Annotated in this window: 13 protein-coding genes; 10 read left to right on the forward strand and 3 right to left on the reverse strand. The window is 41.7% G+C overall.

Going from position 1 to position 20,071, the window contains the following annotated elements:
* The first annotated feature begins 218 nt into the window (after nucleotides 1-218).
* From H6G96_RS23125 to H6G96_RS23135, 3 genes are all read left to right on the forward strand, one after another.
* Nucleotides 219-1,439 (forward strand): hypothetical protein, encoded by a 1,221-nt coding sequence (locus H6G96_RS23125; RefSeq protein WP_190913784.1) that lies wholly within the window; start codon nucleotides 219-221, stop codon nucleotides 1,437-1,439.
* A gap of 87 nt (nucleotides 1,440-1,526) precedes the next feature.
* Entirely contained in the window at nucleotides 1,527-2,684 is a 1,158-nt protein-coding gene (locus H6G96_RS23130) for a hypothetical protein (RefSeq protein ID WP_190913786.1), read from the forward strand.
* A gap of 240 nt (nucleotides 2,685-2,924) precedes the next feature.
* Complete coding sequence (locus tag H6G96_RS23135) at nucleotides 2,925-3,980, forward strand: M28 family peptidase (RefSeq protein WP_190913789.1); 1,056 nt, start codon at nucleotides 2,925-2,927, stop codon at nucleotides 3,978-3,980.
* Nucleotides 3,981-4,016: 36 nt separating this feature from the next.
* On the opposite strand, the gene H6G96_RS23140 is transcribed toward H6G96_RS23135, so the two are convergent.
* Nucleotides 4,017-4,472: a hypothetical protein gene (locus H6G96_RS23140; RefSeq protein WP_190913891.1), complete on the reverse strand. Its 456-nt coding sequence runs from the start codon at nucleotides 4,470-4,472 to the stop codon at nucleotides 4,017-4,019.
* Nucleotides 4,473-5,006: 534 nt separating this feature from the next.
* Between H6G96_RS23140 and H6G96_RS23145 the strand changes: the two genes are divergently transcribed.
* From H6G96_RS23145 to H6G96_RS23155, 3 genes are all read left to right on the forward strand, one after another.
* On the forward strand, nucleotides 5,007-6,668 hold the full coding sequence (locus H6G96_RS23145; protein WP_190913792.1) for an alpha/beta hydrolase: 1,662 nt from the start codon (nucleotides 5,007-5,009) through the stop codon (nucleotides 6,666-6,668).
* A 909-nt stretch (nucleotides 6,669-7,577) separates the two neighbouring features.
* Nucleotides 7,578-8,246, forward strand: coding sequence for a DUF6875 domain-containing protein (locus tag H6G96_RS23150; RefSeq protein WP_190913794.1), 669 nt, complete (start codon nucleotides 7,578-7,580; stop codon nucleotides 8,244-8,246).
* Between the two features lie 418 nt (nucleotides 8,247-8,664).
* A complete protein-coding gene (locus H6G96_RS23155) occupies nucleotides 8,665-9,129 on the forward strand; it encodes a CYTH domain-containing protein (RefSeq protein WP_190913797.1) in 465 nt (154 codons plus the stop codon).
* Nucleotides 9,130-9,211: 82 nt separating this feature from the next.
* On the opposite strand, the gene H6G96_RS23160 is transcribed toward H6G96_RS23155, so the two are convergent.
* A complete protein-coding gene (locus H6G96_RS23160) occupies nucleotides 9,212-9,703 on the reverse strand; it encodes a helix-turn-helix domain-containing protein (RefSeq protein WP_190913799.1) in 492 nt (163 codons plus the stop codon).
* Nucleotides 9,704-9,911: 208 nt separating this feature from the next.
* Here H6G96_RS23160 and H6G96_RS23165 point away from each other — a divergent pair, with 208 nt between their 5' ends.
* The 4 genes from H6G96_RS23165 to H6G96_RS23180 all read left to right on the forward strand — a co-directional run bounded on the left by H6G96_RS23165 (nucleotide 9,912) and on the right by H6G96_RS23180 (nucleotide 19,693).
* On the forward strand, nucleotides 9,912-12,128 hold the full coding sequence (locus H6G96_RS23165; protein ID WP_190913802.1) for a peptidase domain-containing ABC transporter: 2,217 nt from the start codon (nucleotides 9,912-9,914) through the stop codon (nucleotides 12,126-12,128).
* Between the two features lie 6 nt (nucleotides 12,129-12,134).
* Nucleotides 12,135-13,538, forward strand: coding sequence for an HlyD family efflux transporter periplasmic adaptor subunit (locus tag H6G96_RS23170; protein ID WP_190913804.1), 1,404 nt, complete (start codon nucleotides 12,135-12,137; stop codon nucleotides 13,536-13,538).
* A 107-nt stretch (nucleotides 13,539-13,645) separates the two neighbouring features.
* Nucleotides 13,646-17,053 carry a filamentous hemagglutinin N-terminal domain-containing protein gene (locus H6G96_RS23175; protein WP_242063376.1) on the forward strand — a complete coding sequence of 1,136 codons (3,408 nt, stop codon included), beginning with the start codon at nucleotides 13,646-13,648 and terminating at the stop codon, nucleotides 17,051-17,053.
* Between the two features lie 54 nt (nucleotides 17,054-17,107).
* Nucleotides 17,108-19,693: a CHAT domain-containing protein gene (locus H6G96_RS23180; protein ID WP_190913807.1), complete on the forward strand. Its 2,586-nt coding sequence runs from the start codon at nucleotides 17,108-17,110 to the stop codon at nucleotides 19,691-19,693.
* 49 nt (nucleotides 19,694-19,742) lie between these two features.
* Here H6G96_RS23180 and H6G96_RS23185 read toward each other — a convergent pair whose 3' ends face one another.
* Nucleotides 19,743-19,925 (reverse strand): hypothetical protein, encoded by a 183-nt coding sequence (locus H6G96_RS23185; protein WP_190913810.1) that lies wholly within the window; start codon nucleotides 19,923-19,925, stop codon nucleotides 19,743-19,745.
* Nucleotides 19,926-20,071 lie beyond the last annotated feature (146 nt).

Below are 20,071 nucleotides of genomic sequence, written 5' to 3' on the forward strand. Positions count from 1 at the left end.
TCTAAGTGTCAGAATAAAGATTTTGAAGAAGTAATAATATAATTCTTTTCTTCTTTACTCAGTACTCAGCACTCCTCTAGTGGGGCACTGTAAGTGAAGTTGCGATCGCTGTCAAAAGACAAGTTGTCAAACTTGATATTCACTCTAGGAAAGAAAGCTTGCGTGTAAGTAGCTTTTTTGCTTTGTTGGATAAATGTAATGTAATCACACTAGCAAAAATGACATTTAGAGAATTAAATGACAGAAACTATTTTGAAGTAAATGCCATTCATGTGGAAATTCTGCTGCCCGACATAGTAGCACTAGCCATTCCAGAAAATAAACCTGGAGCTATTTATCATATAAAGCTAGTTGTTCAGATTACTAACAACACATTGGAGCCATTTACTATGAGTTTCGATGACACTTTCATTCCAGAAATTGTGAACTCTGACGGTCAAACATTACAGAGAATTCTCGTTATCTATGAGCAGGAACCCACAAATCAATCAAATATATCTCAGCAGCAAAACTGGAGGCTTAAATTGAGATGCTTATTTTCAAGATTAGTTAACTTTAACAGGCGAAAATATCCTATAAATGTCAATTCCTGGTTAGTCCAGCCTGGGAGTAAGAGCGCTTCTCATTTAAATGGAAGGCTGTTTTGGCAAAGTGACTTACTGATTTTAGAATTATCTACTAAAGACTTTTCTTTAGACTTTGAATACTTTAGACCTAGAACTTATTACTATTTTAATAATCTACAACCTGGAAATTATCAGCTTCGGTTCATTTATTTAAACAAATTTAGTAGTAGCTACAATGAATCAGATGCTATAGATGTCACAAATTTACCACAAATTGTATCAAGTCATCCAACAGCAGCCTTCGTTAATTTTCGCCTGATTCGACCTGTGGAACCTAACAGTAGTGCTGTAGAAGTGGCTGGTATACATTTTGAAACCTTAATGCCAGAAAGAGTATTGAGATTGCCAGAAAAAAAACGCGATATTAAGACTCGTATGCAGTTAGGGATTCGCATTACTAATAATACGCCTATGTCAGTCCGCTTTAGCTTTTTTGCTACTATAATTCCCCAACTTGTGGGAGCAGATGGTCAACTACATTTCCAAGGATATTATCAGTGTGGTACTAAAAGACGATTAGAATCAGATTTTCCATTAGTTCTACCAGGAGAAAATATTACCTTTTTTCCATACTCCTTATTATATTGGCAAAAGCGCGATCAGTTTATTCTTCGCATCGAAGCTGGAGATGGAGGTTATTGTATTTTTAAAGCTCTTCAAGCAAACGTCTATCAAATTCAGTTTACTTATAATAACAAAGATGCAATGGCAGAAATATATGACCGAGAAACTAGGAATACAAAATTAATAGAAGGTATTTGGATGGGGATAGTATCTACACCCCAAGGAGAGTTTCGTTTAGTCGAACCTTGAACTTAAACAATGTCAAAATTGCTATTCCCAGAAAGAGAAATATCATTTAAAGGTATTTAATATTTACAAGTTGAGAAAATAGTAAAAATGACAGTTTATGAATCGAATGGTACAAGCATAGAAATCGTTAATCCTAACACAATACTTTTTCCTACTAGAATATATCCCATTCCCAAAAAACAAATCGGGATTAATATTCCAATTAAATTCAGCGTGAGTATAAACCACACTAATTCAAATTATTTTTATTTGAACCACTTACAAGCTTTGATTCCAGAGCTTTTGACATCAAATGGACAGAGAATGCAGGGACATTTAGTTACAGACGATCTGGTTACTAATCAACAAATTAAACAACCAGATAGTAGTCCAAGTATACAATCGGATTGGTCGAGAATTAGACCCAAATGCCGTACAACTTTCTCTGTAACTGCAAAGCTTTTTTGGCAAGATAATTCTTTACAACTAAAAATTCCTACTATTCCCGACTATGTTCTTGATTGTTTTAAGTCTAATTACTTTTGGTACTTTGATGCACTTGAAACGAAAACTTATCAGCTTCGATTTATTTTAAATACTGATGTTAGAGATATATGTGTTTCAAATTCTAACATTAACCAAGAAGCAATTGAACGAGAAACTAGTTCAGACATATTGGCAACCCCGTGGGTAAATATTTGTCTTGTTCAACTCTTATCAACTGATAGTAATGCAATAGAAGTAGATGGAGTCCTGTTCAAAATAGATATGCCAGAGTCCGTACTGACCATCCATTCTAAATTATTTAAAGCCAAAACTGATGTAAAACTAGGTGTTTATATTACAAACAATACATCAACCACTCTTTGCTTTTACCAATTAAGCTCTATTGACGCGATTTTAATAAGCGATGATGGTAAACCAATAAATTGGTCTGGCGACCCAACTAAACTTGCTTGGAAAAACAATGAACAAAATTATCACTTGCTTCAACCAGGAGAAAAAATGTTTTTGGATTTACATGGAAAACTTTTTTGGTATTCTTCTCAACTTCAATTCGCAATTTATAGCAAAACTCGTAGCTTGAATGGAGAAAGTGGCTCTTATTATTTTCATAACCTGCAAGCTGGTGCATTATATCACCTCCAAGTCATATATCAAGTTTCTGAATTGAGAGCAAGGCGTTTAGAAGAAAAAGTATTAGAAAAAGTTTGGAGTGGGAGAATAGCTATGCCTCTTGTAGAGTTTCGTCTTATCAAGGCATGAATAAAAGTTAAACAAAATTATGTTCCTAGAGGGAATTAACGCAACAGCAACGCAGAAAATTCACTCACTCAACATATCCCGATGACCAAATTCTGACTGCGGTGGGTACTGGGAAAACAATAGCCGGATTCGCTCTATAAAAATTTAGAGAACCAAAATATTAAACCCTTCCTAGGAATCCTGAAAAGTTATGCCTGGGGATTTGCGCTACCCTAAGTCTGGAAGCCAAGGATAAATCACATGAGAAAATGGATTTGGCTGATGCTGTTGGTGCTGATGGCAGTTGCCGTGGTGGGTAGTAGGGGTAACACGTTTTTTGAACAGCGTCCGTCGCCAGCAATTGTTGAGCGCACTCCAGTGGAAACACCCCAACCACAGCCAGAATCAAAGGAAGTTGACAGTGCGCCGCAAGTGTCTACTAATAAGCTGTTAACCCATATCCAAAAGTTAAATTTTCAGCGCTACACAATAAAAGAGCGATCGCTTACTCGCACTTATATCACAACTGAACTCACAAAATTAGGCTGGAAGCCCAAATTGGAAAAGTTCTCTGAAGGTGTGAATATTTTTGCCGAACGTATAGGAACTAACAAAGCCGCTAAAGCAATTCTCGTGGGAGCGCATTACGACACTGTTGCTTTATCCCCTGGTGCTGATGATAATGCCAGTGGTGTAGCCGTAATGCTGGAAATCGCTCGGTTGCTTGGTTCCCGTCCTACACCACGAACGTTACAGCTAGCTTTTTTTGACCAAGAAGAAGCAGGACTTTTGGGTAGTCAGGCTTTCGTTAGCAAGACAGCACGCTTACAAAATTTAGGCGGAGCGATCATCATGGATATGGTAGGTTATGCATGTTACACTACCGGATGCCAAAAATACCCTGCGGGGTTGCCTGTTACCCCAATTAGCGACAAGGGCGACTTTTTGGTAGTAGTCGGTGATACAGAACATTTGCCTTTGCTGAGTGCGTTTCAAAAACCACAGATGCTCCCCTCAACCTCTCTGAATAAACAGGAATCAAATTTGCCATCCGTTTTAACACTACCAATTCCTTTTAAAGGTTTATTAACACCAGACACCTTACGCAGCGACCATGCACCATTTTGGTATCAGGGTGTGGGTGCTGTGCTGGTGACAGATACTGCAAATTTGCGTACTCCGCACTATCATCAACCTAGCGATGTTCCAGCGAATATCGAGCGATCGTTTTTCACAGGAGCAGCACAGATTGTAGTCAATGCTACTATTGACTTGTTAGAGAAAAACGAGGTTTTAGAAACTCAACCACCAAGCTGACCGAAAATTGGTCATTCGTAATTAAAGAATACCTGACTAATTCCGCGTAGCGGTGCTAGTTTTTGGTTCAGGAAAAGTCAACGTCCAATTTTTTTTATCATTGATCTGAAAGTACAAACCTTGGAGAATCAGCCGCAGAGCTGTTCGAGTTCTAATAGGCTTTTTTACCAGATAATTTCCTGGTTCAGCAAAAATACCATTAAAGTTTTGTTTATAACCAAATTGTTTTAAACAGTAACTGCCAGCACCTTTTACTGTTAATACAAAAAATGGAGCTTTTTTGTATTCGTCAGGAATCGTAAAGATTCCATATACGTTGTGACGACCACGCCACGGCTGAACAATAACTTTAGTAGCATTTACTTGAAATTTTGTAGTTTTTGATGCTAAAACAGTCTTGAAATTGCAATCAGAATCATTCACAGGCCACCACAGTGTAATAATACTCAGGGAAAGCAGCAAAATCAAGATATAGCGGAGTTTGCAATGCATAAAGCCAAGAGAAATTGTTGATGCTGCTGGTAGAATTTGATGGTTAATGATAGTGCGGCTACAGCAGTAATAACTATTCACCTGCAACACGTTATGAAGGGCAAATACAGAACATTAAGCGGTCGGTTAAACTTACTGCCAAAAAAAATTACAGTCAAGGTATTAGCCCACAAAAAGTTCAGATGGTAGATGCGTAGTTTACCGCCGCAGGCATCGCTTGCCCTAGTTTAGTAGCTCCTTTACAGTATTAAACCTAGCTGAGAAACAATCAGGCTTTTGTGACTGTTAACACTGATTTATGCTCAAATTTTTAACTGTGATGAATTCTACAATTTGTTGCTTTTGTTATGTTTTTGATGAACTTTGATCGCATCAGCAGATGCTTTGAATAGATCAGCGCGTAGACGTAGCCTGTTGTAGACATCGCGATCAAGTTCAGGAAAAAATCTACTTTTATTTATAGGCAATTAATAGGGTAGTCAAATACACAAATATTGGTTATATTCCCGTAAGTAAGGATTGGTATAAATGTTTATGGAAAGAAATTGGGGAAGTCTTAAGGCAGTCGCGGGTTTCTTTGGTGCGATTGTGCTTACACAGTTTGGGGCAAATACTTCGGCTATTGCGGCTGACACCGTTGTTGTGCGTTTGGGTTTATTTACAGAAACCATCACCCTTGCTGAGTTGCAAAAGGCTGCAAAAACTGGGGAATTGCCTGGGAGTTTGCAGCCTTACGCTAAAGGATTATCTGAACAACAACGCCGCTTCTTCTTGGGAGCGCTGGGCATGAATATACCGATGAATGTTGTTACCATTAATAGATTAGTTAATACCCAGATTGGCACAACTATTCTCAATGACTTTGCTACAGCCTTAGCCCGAGAAGACAATGCTGGGGTGCAAGCACTCAGAGCAGGGTTGGTATTAGGTTCTACTGCACCGCAGGGACTTTCTATACTGAGCTTTATCGCTGCTTATCCAAGTAAACGCCTAGAAATTAATTTGCCACAGGCTTTTATAGTTGCAGGGAGTTTTAATACAGCTTTTTGGCGTACCCAGCAATTTATGCTAGCGATCGCTCCCCAACTCGATACCATAACACCGCAGCCCGGAACACCACAGATTGCTTTCCCTTTTGATCCCAGCCAACCAGGAAACGCTGAAGTAAAAATACTCAAGTTAAGCCTGAATGACCAAAAGCGCGACCGGAAAATTCCAGTTGATGTTTACTGGTCAACTGCTGCAAATGCCAATAAACCCGTTATTGTTTTTTCTCACGGCTTCGGGTCAGTCCGCACAGACTTGCGTTACTTAGCAGAACATTTAGCATCCCACGGTTATGTAGTAGCAGCTTTAGAACATCCTGGTAGTAATGAGGCGAATACTAACTTAGCATTACAAGGTAAAACCAGAGTTGTAAAGCCTCAAGAGTTTTTGCATCGTCCTCAAGATATTAGTTTCGTTCTCGACGAATTAGAAAAGCTCAACCAAACAGCGAATAACCCGCTTGCTGGGAAACTTACAACCACAAACGCGATGGTTGTTGGCTATTCTTTTGGTGGTGGTACAGCTTTAACACTTGCTGGAGCCGAATTACAACTGGAACGACTCAAACAACGCTGCAAAAATAATTTGGCTATCTTAAGTCTGGGAGAAGGTATGCAGTGTATTGCTCAAGAACTACCAGAAAATAGCTATCAGCTGCGGGATACTAGAATCAAACAGGCGATCGCTCTCAATCCTACAACTTCTCAGATTTTTGGCGAAACTGGGTTAACTAAGGTGGAAATTCCTACCCTAGTGTTAGCAGGTTCCGCAGATAAAACCACCCCAGCTTTAACTGAACAGATTGTGGGATTTGACAAAATCCCATCCCCCAAATGGCTAGTTGGTATAGTTGGGGGTACTCATCTGAGTGTAAAAGACCCCAGCACCACTTTGGATCAGATAGGACAACCAAATACACCGATTAGCGGCGGTGAAGTTGTGGGTGAACAAGCAGCAGATGTTCGCAAGTACGTTAAAGCTATAGCTTTAGCCTTTGCTTTCCAGATGACTCCAGAAGCTAAAAACTACGCTATTTTTCTAACATCAGATTATGCCCAGTTTGCTTCGACTGCGGCATTTCCATTTCGCCTAATTACGCAGATTCCTCCTGATGCTATGAGGATAGTGAAAGAATTTGTTGAGAAGTAAACGACTTCCAATTAAAAAAATATCCAATTTTGTGACTACCTTGCTTAAGAGTAGCGGTATCTACGATGTACACACAAGTCGAAAAAACTCGATTTCTATTGTTCTCTTCTCGTTCGTATGCATAGCATAAAAATGTCTATTAGGGGCTACTACATCTCATAGATAATTAACTACAAAAGTTAGTACTGACACCGCCCCGTTTTTTCTTAAAGTTCGGATTTTTGGCGCAACCAGCCCGTTGCAGATGTCTAGTCCCTTATTAAACTGATACTAGCTGCTTTTTCAATACACTGTGCTTTATATATTTAAGTTATATCATGTCCGGTTGATTGCTTATTAAACCCGAAGAACCCCACCCCCAACCCCTCCCGAAGAGCGGGGAGGGGTGCAATGGCTATGGGAATCGTAACTAATTATGCGGACATGATATTAGATGAAGCTTAGAAAATTGGGCTGAATTTGTAATACCTTAGATAGATTAAATTATAAGAACTTGATATTAAATGTTTAGTTGATGTTAGCTCTATACTAAATTTTTACAGTAAAAATAACTATTTACACATAAACTTTATAATATTTTTATTAAAAATAATAGAAGCTTAATAGTGTAAAAAAAATAGAAGCATTTATGTATAGTACATATGCATTATATCCAAAATGTAAAAAACAGATAAGCAGCAACTTGCTTGGTGCAAAATGTTTTTGTGTATTTTATTGATGTAAAATTCTTTAAATTCGCAAAAATGTTAGAGCAATTTTCTCTGCTAAAGCTACAGATGAACCCAAAATAATAAAATTCAAAACTTGTTTTCTTTCCCTAGATAATAAAATATGTAGTTTTAGACAGATCATATAGTAAAAAAAATTTTGGATTCAGAATTAGACAATTACTCTATTTCACTCAAGCTCATGGAACTTTATACAACTCATGAAATCGAAAAACTCCAGCAAAATGAAGACCTTCCTTACTTGATTGAAATTATGGAGTGGGTAAAAAACTTTTTAGGAAGACCTCACCCTAACTTAGGAAGGCCCGGCGTAGTTTGCCCTTTTGTACCTCACTCTCTCAGGTCAAATAGTATTCGTCTGGCAGTTATTCGCACAAAAGATTTGTATCCAGAGCAATTAGAGGAAGTTGTTGGACGCTACCGAGATATCTTTCTTGAGATGGATGTTGAAGAGCAGGAATTAGCAATAAACAGAGCTTTTTTACTTATCTTCCCTGATATCCATATAGAAGATGCTTCTAAACTAGTAGATAGTGTCCAACAAAAACTTAAACCTTTATTTGTTGAATCAGGGCTGATGATAGGAGAATTTCATAAACGTAATGAAACTCCTGGTCTGCACAACCCAGACTTTCGTCCACTTCGTAGCCCTATCCCCTTGTTGGCTATTCGGTTTATGGTTGAAGCTGACCTCCCCTTTCTTCAGAGTCCGGCTGATCCATACTTACGTATTCGATATCTAGAAGCTTATCTAAAGTGTTTTGGTCATAAATTTACAGATGAAACAAAGTTTAAAAATGCTCATCAAGCATTAGCTTTAGCGAAAGAACAAACAGCTATTTTCACTTAACGCAATGTTGTAGTGGCACAGCAATGCTTGTATATCTTAACTTCAGCTAAAACTCATTTAATACTAAAGCCTAATGGTAATATAAGCGCTCATTTGAATGAGGACACAGCAATAATGCCCTGTCCTTACGAGTGAGTATGTGTATTCATCTGTTCCTTACCCATGTAGGAACCGGTATATCAGCGATCGCAATTTCAAATCCCTACTTTTATGCAATTGGTAAGCGGGTGCGTTACAATCAGGCATTGAAAGTAAAGCATTGATACTCTGTACAAGTATCCGCAGACATAGCTGTTGCCATAAAACTAGAAATTAATCAGAGTCGGTAAATATTGATAAAACTGGTAATGTGATTGAGTATGGGGTTGCTCGACTCTGGAGCGATCGCATAGAGTTGGTTTTTGAATAGGTAAGTAAAATGGCGAAAGAAATAGAGCGAAAATATTTAGTGAAAGGAGATAGCTGGAGAGGATTAGCCGAAGGTAGTGTATATCGCCAAGGATACATTGCTACACAAGATAAAGCGGCTGTACGTATACGTATAGTAGGAGAAAAAAGTTATTTGACCATTAAAGGCCCTAATATCAAATATTCCAGATTAGAGTTTGAGTATCCTATTCCTGTTAAAGATGCTCAAGAAATACTTGAGGCATTATGTGAACGTCCCTTTATAGAAAAAATCAGATATAAAATAGAGTCGGGTGGTTTGATTTGGGAGATAGATGAGTTTGATGGTGTTAATAAAGGATTAATATTAGCAGAAGTTGAACTCAGTGATGAAAATCAACAGATTGAATTACCAAGCTGGATTGGACAAGAAGTTTCTGATGACTCCAGATATTTCAACAACAATTTAGTAAAACATCCTTTTTCAGAATGGTAATCTCCGAAATATTGGTAACAACTCAATTTTATAAAAATGCCTAACGAATAGTTGCGATCGCACCATCAACGAAAATCGGCGATTAGGCGATACTAAAATCTCTTTGGTGTAAGGTTTCTTGCTTAGTTGTGTTGCCTTTTGGTCGCGTGGAAAGCCCCATCTCCTTGAGCAAACGGTTAATGTGACAACTGCTAACCTGAATTCCCAATTCTTTTGCCAAATGCTTGCTTAACCATTGTGCTGTCCAGTGTTCAAATGAATAGCCAACAAGGCGCGGACTATGGCTTACCAATTCTTTCAAGCGAGCGAGGTATTGCTCATTCACAGTTTTAGGTCGTCCCATTAAGCGATCGCTCCATTTGTGAGTTTGTCCTGTTTGTGCGATCGTAATCCAGTAGCGTGCAGTCTCTTGAGAACATCCCAAAGCTTCACAGATTTGAGCCTGAGATTCACCTGCATCGAAAAGCAGCATAATTTCAATGCGACGGCGGTATTCTGCACGTAAGTCGGTTTCTAAGCTTTTCAATAGGTATCTGCGCTGAAAGGGTGTTAAGCAAAGACCTGGATTTTCCATAACGATTCCCCCTGGTAGAACTTGCACTCTATAGCTTCAGTATCAAGGTGGGTGACTTGGAGCGTCAAAACACTTTAACTTACAAGACAAAAATACCTTTAACTTGAAAATTAAAAAACTGAGAGATGCAAGAAGCATACCTTTCCAAAAATCAACAACAGATATAGAACCAAATATGCATCCAAACCTAAATGTTTGAGCTTTAACGATGAAATATCAAAGTATCCTGCAACACAGCGAAGAAGACTGTGGTGCTGCTTGCATTGCCACTGTTGCCAAACACTACGGACGCACCTTTGCCATCAGTCGGGTGCGGGAAGCCGTCGGTACAGGGTCACGAGGAACCTCTCTGCTGGGGTTGAGCCGGGGCGCTGAAACTTTAGGATTCAATGCTCGCCAAGTCAAAGCCTCACAGCAACTGCTTGACTCTTTGCACAAAATTTCTCTACCCGCCATCATTCACTGGAAAGGCTACCACTGGGTCGTTTTATACGGGCAAAAGGGGAAAAAATATGTAATTGCTGACCCTGGTGTAGGCATCCGCTATCTTACCCGCGAGGAGTTACTAGAAGGGTGGGGTAATGGCATCATGCTGCTGCTAACGCCAGACGACAGCCGCTTTTATCAGCAATCAGATGATAAAATTGGCGGCTTTGGACGTTATCTGATGCGGGTTTTACCCTATCGCGCTATTCTCATCCAAGCGATCGCAATTAACATCGTCATCGGTCTGCTTTCCCTTGTTTCTCCTTTAATGATGCAATTGCTCACTGATGACGTACTCGTGCGGGGAGATACCCAGCTACTAACCGTCGTGGCGATTGGAGCGATCGCTATGAGTTTATTTAGCAGTGCGATCGGTTTGGTACAATCTCACTTAATTGGTCACTTTGGTCAACGCCTACAATTAGGATTGATTCTAGAATACGGACGACAACTGTTGCGTTTGCCCCTCTCGTACTTTGAAGGACGACGCAGTGGGGAAGTAGTCAGCCGGATTGCCGATGTGAATCACATCAACGAGCTAGTTTCTCAAATTGTCCTCGGTTTACCCAGCCAATTTTTTATCGCCTTGGTTTCCTTGGGCTTCATGCTCTTTTACAGTTGGGGATTGACTTTGGCTTCCCTGGCTGCCTTTATGATTGTCACCCTTGTTAACCTGCTTTTTCTCCCGGCTTTGCGCCAGAAAACCCGTCAGGCGATTGTGTTGGGTACAGAAAACCAAGGCTTTCTCGTTGAAACTTTTCGCGGTGTCCAGGTGCTAAAAACTACTCAAGCCACTCCCCAAGCTTGGCAAGAGTATCAGGCAAATTATGGTCGGCTTGCTAACTTGGGCTGGAGTACGATGAAGTTGGGGCTTTACAGTGGCACAATTACTAATATTATTTCTACTTTTACTAGTATTGCCTTACTGTGGTTAGGCTCATACTTGGTAATTAATCGCACTTTGAGCATCGGTCAGTTGCTAGCATTTACTGGTATGAGTGGCAACTTTCTCGGCTTTTTGGGTTCAGTTATCGGCTTAATTGATGAGTTTATCACAGCCCAGATTGTCATCCAACGCCTGACGGAGGTGATTGATGCTACCCCAGAAGACGACAAAGACGAGAAAAAGCCTTGGGCAGAACTTAAGGGCAATATAGATATTACTTGCACCAACCTTAATTTCCACCACGCAGGTAGAGTTGACTTGCTGCAAGATTTTTCGCTGATTATCCCTGGCGGTCAAGTCATTGGTCTAATTGGTAAATCCGGTTGTGGTAAAAGCACCTTCGCCAAACTGCTTGCTGGTTTATACGTCCTTCAATCTGGCAATATTCGCTATGGCATCTATAATCAGCAAGACCTCTCAATGGAATGTCTGCGTCAACAGGTGGTGCTAGTACCTCAAGAACCCCACTTCTGGAGTCGCTCAATTCTTGAAAATTTCCGTTTCAGCTATCCTCAAATTACCTTTGAACAAATTGTGCAAGCTTGCGAGATTGCTGGTGCAGATGAGTTTATTAGTAAACTGCCCGATAAGTATCAAACTGTTTTAGGCGAATTTGGCGCGAATCTTTCTGGTGGACAACGACAGAGATTAGCGATCGCTAGAGCTATAGTTACTGACCCGCCGATATTAATTTTAGATGAATCCACTGGCGCTCTCGACCCAGTCAGTGAAGCCCAACTGCTAGATAAACTGCTGTCCCATCGGCTGGGCAAAACCACAATTATGATTAGCCACCGCCCTAAAGTTATTGGGCGGGCTGATTGGATTGTACTGCTGGAAGAAGGGCGTTTGAAAATCCAAGGCACTCCAGAGGCTCTGCGCCATCAAGCTGGTGAGCACTTAGACTTTTTAGACGGCGTTGACCAATTTACAAATGGTTTAGTACCTAAATCTTCTAACTCTAACGGTAAATTCAGCACAATCATTAATTAAAATAGCATGATTAGCCATTCCAACTCAGATTACTTGCCCCCAATTCAAGACAACGAGTTTCTCCCGCCACTTGGTCGTTGGACTACTTGGGGCGGAGTAGTTCTTGTCTGTGCTGTGGGGTTAGGCGTTCCACTCGCCTCTGTTACCAAATATAAAGTGACAGTTAAAGGACAAGCTGTTGTCCGCCCTGCTGGTGAATTGCGGATTGTTCAAGCTGCTACCGAAGGTCAGGTGACACGGGTTTTTGTTGCAGAGAATCAAGTTGTCAAAAAAGGGGATGTCATTGCCACTATTGACAACTCAAAGCTACAAACTAAAAAGAGCCAACTCGAAAGTAACATTGGGCAAAGTCGTTTACAACTCTTTCAAATTAATGCCCAGATTAACGCCATTAATAGCCAGGTTTTAGCTGAAACTGAGCGCCTAAACCGGGTTATTGCTGCTACTGAAGCTGAATTAAGCGATCGCAGTCGGAACTATCAAGATAAACTTATTACTACCACTACTGATGTCGAAGAAGCGGATGCGAATGTCAAAGCCACGGATGCTATTCTGAAAGCAGCCCAGTCAAAGCGCAATCGCTATGAGAGTGTAGCCAAAGCCGGAGCTTTGTCTCAAGATCAATTTGAGGAGGCACAACTAGCTGTTCGCCAGCAAGAACAAGCACTCTTAGCAGCTAAAGCCAAATTGCAAAATGTCCAAACTGCCCTCAATCCTAGTAATGCACAAGTAGCGATCGCTTTTAATCGCATTGCCCAAGAAAAAGCTACCGGGAAAGCCAGCATTGCAACTTTAGATAAAGAACGCCTTGCCCTAATCCAGCAACGAATTGAAATCCAAAAACAATTAGAGCGCGACACCCGCGAACTCCAACAAATAAATATCGACCTCAGCCAGACTATAATTACTGCCACAGCAGACGGAATCGTTTCTAAATTAAACCTGCGAAACTCTGGTCAAACTGTGCCTGCTGGAGAGCAGATTGCCCAAATTGTCCCCAGTGATGCTCCCTTGGAGATTAAGGCAGCAGTAGCACTTCAGGATAAAAATAAGTTGAAACAAGGTCAAACAGTACAAATGCGAGTTTCTGCCTGTCCTTATCCAGACTACGGGACTCTCAAAGGCAAGGTTAAGACGATTTCCCCAGATGCGATGCCTGCGGCGGGCTACGCCAACGCACCTGTTGGGAATGCTGCTAATGCCAGCGCCGCAACATCTGAGAGCCAAAAAATGGCAGGCGTTGGTGGGTTCTATGGGGTAACAATTGAGCCAGAAAATCTTTCTTTGGGTAGGGAAAAACACCAATGTGCTATCCAATTGGGAATGGAGGGTACAGTCGATATTATTTCTAGAGAAGAGACTGTGATGCAATTCTTTTTGAGGAAGGCAAGGTTGATTGCAGACATTTAGCGCGATTGCAGCGTAACTATTCGTAACTATTTCTCGCATCCTACCGTGGGTTTTCTATCTATCCTTATAGGGGTTGTAGTTAACTTGCTGGCTATTGAAGGGGTGCAATGTCTAGAATGAAGCGAAGTAGGCAGCATTGGTGCTGGAAATTCGCACTGGGAAGTTGGTTGGTGATGGGTAGTGCGATCGGCGAAAGCGTATTGCAGACATTCGTTTTTCCTTTTAATTCCGCTTTTGCCCAAATTACCCCCGATAGCACTCTACCCAATAATTCGAGTGTTACAACACAAAACAACATCAGTACCATTGAAGGGGGAACCCAAGCTGGAAGCAATTTGTTCCATAGTTTTCAAGAGTTTTCCGTTCCAAGGGGCGGCACTGCTTTTTTTAATAATGCTGCGAATATTCAAAATATCATCAGTAGGGTAACGGGTGGGTCAGTTTCTGAGATTGATGGGATAATTCGCGCTAATGCTACGGCTAACCTATTTCTAATTAATCCCAACGGAATTGTATTTGGTGCAAATGCCAGCTTAAATGTTGGTGGTTCCTTTGTGGCGAGTACAGCGAACGCATTGCAATTTGGAAATATCGGATTTTTTAGCGCTACTGATCCAAATATCCCTTCACCGTTGTTGACTATTAATCCTTCAGCATTGCTGTTTAATCAGATTAATCAAAACGCAGCGATTCAAAATAACTCAGTTGCATTTGCAGGAAAAGATCCAGCAGGCTTTGATGCATTTGGTTTACGAGTACCAGATGGTAAAAATCTACTGCTGGTGGGTGGTAATGTCAGCATTGATAGGGGACGATTAAATGCTAATGGTGGACGAGTTGAGTTAGGAGGATTGGGCGAACCTGGTACTATCTTGCTGGGTGTAGATGGCGATAATCTCAGTTTGAAATTTCCTGATAATGTTGCGCGAACAGATATATCCCTCACCAATCAAGCAGGTATATATGTAACTGGGGATAGTGGGGGTAATATTGCAGTCAATGCCAGAAATCTAGAGATTTTAGGAGAAACTCTACTAACTGCTGGTATTGGGCAAGGTTTGGGTACACCTGAAACTGTTGCAGGAGATATTACGCTGAATGCTACCGGGAAAATCAAAGTTGCTGGCACTGGGAGTAGTGTTAGCAATCTGGTGGGCTTGGGGTCACTTGGCAATGGGGGTAATATTACTATTGATTCTGATTCCTTCTCGTTACAAGATGGCGCTCAAATTGCTGCCTCAACATTAGGACAAGGAAATGCAGGGAATGTCAATGTTAATGTTACTGGCGCTGTTGATATTACTGGGGAGAAAAATGGTTTAGCCAGTGGGATTAACAGCTTCGTGCAAAGGGGGGCAGTTGGCAATGGGGGTAACATTACTATCGATTCTGGATCATTATCGTTACGCGATCGCGCTCAAATTGCTGCTTCAACATTAGGACAAGGAAATGCCGGGAATGTGATAGTGCAGGCACTCGATGCTGTAACTCTAGCAGATGCTTACATCTTGGGCACAGTGGGATCAGGAGGTGTAGGTAAGGGAGGCAATATCGACATCAATGCTAGCTCCTTATCGCTAAAAGATGGCGCTCAACTGGCAACTGCTACTCTTAGAGCATCTGATACCCTGCCAGCAGGACGGGGGAATGCGGGGAATGTCAATGTGAAAGTCTTTGGAAAAGTTGACATTGCTGGGAGGAAAAACCTTTTTTTTAGTGGGATTCACACCTTGGTGCAAACGGGGACGGTTGGCAATGGAGGTAACATTACTATCGATTCTGGTTCTTTCTCGTTACGAGATGGCGCTCTACTTAATGCCTCAACACAAGGACAAGGAAATGCGGGGAATGTGACAGTGAGTGCAATCGATGCTGTTTCCCTTGCAAATGCTAATATCTTCAGCCTGGTAGATGCTGGGGGTATAGGTAAAGGTGGCAATATCGACATCAATGCTGCAAAACTATCAATTAGTGATAGCGCTAACCTGCAAACCGCTACTCTTCGTGCATCTGCTACGCAGCCGGCAGGACGGGGAGATGCAGGGAATGTCAATGTTAATGTTACAGGCATTGTTGATATTGCTGGGAAGAAAAATGGTTTTTTTAGTGGGATTGTAAGCCGCGTAGAAAGAGGCACAGTTGGCAATGGAGGTAATATTACTATCGATGCTGGTTCTTTCTCATTACAAGATGGCGCTTTTCTTTCTGCCGAAACCCTTGGACAAGGGGATGCAGGGAATGTGACAGTGCGGGCTAAAAATGCTGTTTCCCTTGCTGATACTGCTGCCATCTTCAGCACGGTGGGATCAGGAGGCGTAGGTAAGGGTGGCAATATTGACATTAATGCTGCATCTTTCTCACTAACTGATGGCGCTCAACTGCTAACTAGCACTAGTTGGGCATCTGGGAACCAGCCAGCAGGACGAGGGGATGCGGGGAATGTCAACGTGAAAGTTACTGGCGCTGTTAACATTGTTGGGGAGAAAAATGGTTTTGTTAGTGGGATTTCCAGTCGGGTGGAAGAAGGGACAGTTGGCAATGGGGGTAACATTACTATTGATTCCGGTTCTTTCTCATTACAAGATGGCGCTCTATTTAATGCCTCAACCCTTGGACAAGGCAATGCAGGTGCAATCAAAGTTAATGCTGCTGATTTTCTTACCATTTCTGGCAATAGTGCCAACTTTACCAGTGGCTTGTTCGTTAACTCCCAAAGTAAGACGGGTATTGCTGGAGATATTATCGTCACCTCACCTAGAGTTACCTTAGACAAGGGTGGTAAACTCAACGCCCAATCTGAATCAGGTAACGGTGGCGACATCAACTTACAGACTGATTTACTCCTTCTCCGTCGTGGCGCTCAAATTTCTACCACCGCAGGCACAGCCCTAACTGGTGGTAATGGTGGCAACATTAATATTGATGCCCCGTCGGGCTTCATTGTTGCTGTCCCAAGCGAAAATAGCGATATTACTGCTAATGCTTACACAGGTACAGGTGGAAGAGTAGATATTCAAGCTATTGGTATTTATGGCATTCAACGCCGCCAGCTCCCAACTTCTCTGAGTGATATCACTGCCAGTTCTGAGTTTGGCGTAGACGGCACTGTAGAACTTAACACGCCGGATATTGACCCCAACAGTAGCTTAGTCAACTTACCAACTGTACCAGTTGATACCCAAGTAGCACAGGGGTGTACCGCAGGTAGCGCTGTAGCTAAGAGCAGTTTTACAATCACTGGACGCGGCGGCTTACCACCTAATCCGGGTGAAGCCCTCAACGCTGACGCAGTGCAGGTAGATTTGGTGTCTCTCAACCCAGAAGTAGATAATACTCCAGCAGTTTCCACAAATCCCATGAACTCAACACCAACTCGCATAGTAGAAGCTGCTGGTTGGGTAATTGCTGCTAATGGCGATGTTATTCTCACTAGCTCTGCACCCACACTCACTCCTCATTCTTCCTGGCAGAGGACAGCCGATTGCCGTGTGGTTAATCAACACCAGGGAGGTTGAGCAACTTACACTGTCTATTTTTAGTAAAAACGCGGTGCGAATGGGGGCAAAAACATGGCAAGAAAAAAATCTAGATTACGGAAAATCAAACGCTTTTTAAGTGTACTGCTGCTTTTGGCTATGTTCTTAGGCGCGGGGTTATTGCCCCCTACTTTTGCACATGTAACTGCGGAAAACTCTAGTCTTCAAAAGTTGTCTTATGCCGAGAGTTTGCTGGAACAGGGCAGTAAATTTTATGAAGCTGAACGGTTTGCTGAAGCTGCTACTTCTTGGCAACAGGGTATCTCTGCATTCAAAGCTAATGAAGATGAATTGAGGCAAGCGATCGCACTGGGTAATCTCTCATTAGCTTATCAGCAATTGGGACAGTGGTCAGAGGCAGAAGGTGCGATCGCTCAAAGTCTCAACTTATTACAATCTGCTAAAAATATAGACAGCAAAGACTCCTCGCAAATTCTAGCCCAAGTCTTAGATATCAAAGGTCGCCTGCAATTGGCTCAAAGCAAAGCTGAAGATGCCTTGGATACTTGGCGAGTCTCACTTGATATTTATACCAAAAGCGGCAATGAAAGGGCGGTTCTTCAAAATCGGATTAACCAAGCGCAAGCTTTGCAAACTTTAGGATTTTATCGGCAAGCCGAGAAGACCTTAAGAGAAAGTACCCAGATTCTCCAAAGTCAACCCAACTCACCTGTTAAAGTCGCAGCTTTGCATAGTCTCGGCAATGTCGTGCAAGTTACAGGTGATTTAGAAACATCTCGGCAGATATTGCAGCAAAGTTTAGAAATAGCTTCATCGTTGCAAGATAAAGAAGCGATCGCTGATATTCTCCTCAGTCTGGGTAATACAGCCCGTGTTCAGCAAGACACGCAAACAGCGATAAAACTTTATCAGCAAACTATTAAAACTGCAAGCTCACCCACTACACGCATCCAAGCTCAAGCCAATCAACTCAGACTACTACTGGAAACTGACCAATTGTCAGCTTTCCAAACATTGTCCTCCCAAATTAAAACTCAGCTTAACGACTTACCCGTTAGTCGAACAGCAATTTCTGCCCGCATTAACTTTGCCCAAAGTCTAATGCAATTCCGAAAAAAAACCGCCGCAAACACTCCCTCATCGTTGGACATTGCCCAATTACTAGCAACTGCTATTGAGCAAGCAAAAAGTTTGCAAGATAAACGCACACAATCCTATGCTCTTGGTGTTTTAGGTCAAGTGTACGAACAAACTCAACAGTTGTCTGATGCCCAAAACCTCACCCAACAAGCCTTGCTCATCGCTCAAGCTATCGATGCTAAAGACATTGGCTATCAATGGCAATGGCAACTGGGACGTTTGCTTAAAACTAAGGGAGATATAAAAGGAGCAGTAGCAGCTTACACAGAAGCAGTTAATAACCTCCAAGCTCTCCGCAGTGATTTAGTTGCTGTCAATTCTGCCGTTAAATTTTCCTTTCGAGAGGAAGTTGAACCAGTTTATCGACAGTTGGTTGATTTACTTTTGCAATCTCAGGGTAATCAAGTTAGCTCAGAAAATCTCGCAAAAGCCAGCAATACAATCGAATTACTCCAAATAGCAGAACTAGAAAACTTCTTTCGCAACAACTGTTTGAATGCTCAAATCGTTAATCCAAAAAAAGATCCAAAAGCAGCAATTATTTATCCATTTATTTTGCCAGACCGATTAGAAGTCATCCTCCAGTTGCCTCAACAGCGTTGGTTGCACTACAGTACCCCTGTAGTTGAAAAAGAAGTGGAGACTACTTTAGCGCAACTACAGGAAAATCTACCCAAACCACACACCCTGCGACAGGTTCAATCTTTATCCCAGAAGGTTTACAAATGGCTGATTCAACCTGCTGAAGCTGCCTTAGCTGAAAATAAGACTCCTACTTTGGTGTTTGTGCTGGATGGTTGGTTGCGAAATATTCCGATGGCAGCTCTCTACGATGGCAAACAGTATCTAGTTGAGAAGTTTAACATTGCACTTACACCCAGCCTGCAACTGATTGAACCCAAAACATCAGAGAAGGAATTCAAGGCAATAGCAGCAGGATTGAGTGAAGCAAGTTCGGGATTTTCTGCACTACCCAACGTCAAACTTGAATTAGAACAAATCCGCTCTCAAGTCCCTAGCAGCATCCTTCTGAATCAAGAATTTACCAGCGAAGCTTTGCAAAACCGGATTAATTCTCTACCTTTCCCTATCGTTCATCTTGCAACTCATGGTCAGTTTAGCTCCAAGGCTGAGGAGACATTTATTGTTGCTTGGGATGAGCGTATTTATGTGGAAAAGTTAAATGACTTAGTGCGAACACTAGAGCAAAATAGACCCGAAGCAATTGAATTGCTAATTCTTAGTGCCTGTCAAACAGCTGCCGGCGACAAACAAGCTGCACTAGGAATTGCTGGTGTTGCTTTTCAGGCAGGAGCACGCAGTACGATCGCTTCTTTGTGGAACTTGGATGATGAGTCTACTGCTGTGTTGATGAGTCAATTTTACCAAGAGTTAGGCAACAAAAACCTGACTAAAGCTGAAGTACTCCGTCACGCCCAGCTAGCTCTTTTGCAAAATCCCAAATACAAACGTCCCAGGTTTTGGGCCCCCTATGTTCTTTTGGGTAATTGGCTTTGAGCCATCACCACTTCAAGTTGTGATTGGAGTTAACTTTTTGTTTATTTACTTAGGCAGATGCGATCGCATCGACTAACAATTCGATTGTTGCGGTTGACAATGCCATTGTATTGACTGACAATTCGATTGTTTCGACTAACAATGCCATTGTATTGACTAACAATTCGATTGTTTCGATTAACAATGCCATTGTATTGGCTGACAATTCGATTGTTTCGACTAACAATGCCATTGTATAAATTTATGTAAAGAAATGAGCAAGTTTTGCGTAAAACTAATGCGATCGCAACCGAGAATTATCCAGAGGTGACTGCAACCACAGTAAACCTACATTAGTGGTGTGACATAACCAAAAGTTTAGCAACTGCTGTTCGCTTA

Source organism: Nostoc sp. FACHB-892, assembly GCF_014698795.1.
Classification (GTDB): domain Bacteria; phylum Cyanobacteriota; class Cyanobacteriia; order Cyanobacteriales; family Nostocaceae; genus Nostoc.

What these genes read in the sequence shown, in the direction of transcription:
- H6G96_RS23125 (WP_190913784.1), top strand. Translation starts at nt 219, where the DNA reads ATGACATTTAGAGAATTAAATGACAGAAACTATTTTGAAGTAAATGCC.
- H6G96_RS23130 (WP_190913786.1), top strand. Translation starts at nt 1,527, where the DNA reads ATGACAGTTTATGAATCGAATGGTACAAGCATAGAAATCGTTAATCCT.
- H6G96_RS23135 (WP_190913789.1), top strand. Translation starts at nt 2,925, where the DNA reads ATGAGAAAATGGATTTGGCTGATGCTGTTGGTGCTGATGGCAGTTGCC.
- H6G96_RS23140 (WP_190913891.1), bottom strand. Translation starts at nt 4,472, where the DNA reads ATGCATTGCAAACTCCGCTATATCTTGATTTTGCTGCTTTCCCTGAGT.
- H6G96_RS23145 (WP_190913792.1), top strand. Translation starts at nt 5,007, where the DNA reads ATGGAAAGAAATTGGGGAAGTCTTAAGGCAGTCGCGGGTTTCTTTGGT.
- H6G96_RS23150 (WP_190913794.1), top strand. Translation starts at nt 7,578, where the DNA reads ATGGAACTTTATACAACTCATGAAATCGAAAAACTCCAGCAAAATGAA.
- H6G96_RS23155 (WP_190913797.1), top strand. Translation starts at nt 8,665, where the DNA reads ATGGCGAAAGAAATAGAGCGAAAATATTTAGTGAAAGGAGATAGCTGG.
- H6G96_RS23160 (WP_190913799.1), bottom strand. Translation starts at nt 9,703, where the DNA reads ATGGAAAATCCAGGTCTTTGCTTAACACCCTTTCAGCGCAGATACCTA.
- H6G96_RS23165 (WP_190913802.1), top strand. Translation starts at nt 9,912, where the DNA reads ATGAAATATCAAAGTATCCTGCAACACAGCGAAGAAGACTGTGGTGCT.
- H6G96_RS23170 (WP_190913804.1), top strand. Translation starts at nt 12,135, where the DNA reads ATGATTAGCCATTCCAACTCAGATTACTTGCCCCCAATTCAAGACAAC.
- H6G96_RS23175 (WP_242063376.1), top strand. Translation starts at nt 13,646, where the DNA reads ATGTCTAGAATGAAGCGAAGTAGGCAGCATTGGTGCTGGAAATTCGCA.
- H6G96_RS23180 (WP_190913807.1), top strand. Translation starts at nt 17,108, where the DNA reads ATGGCAAGAAAAAAATCTAGATTACGGAAAATCAAACGCTTTTTAAGT.
- H6G96_RS23185 (WP_190913810.1), bottom strand. Translation starts at nt 19,925, where the DNA reads ATGGCATTGTTAGTCGAAACAATCGAATTGTCAGCCAATACAATGGCA.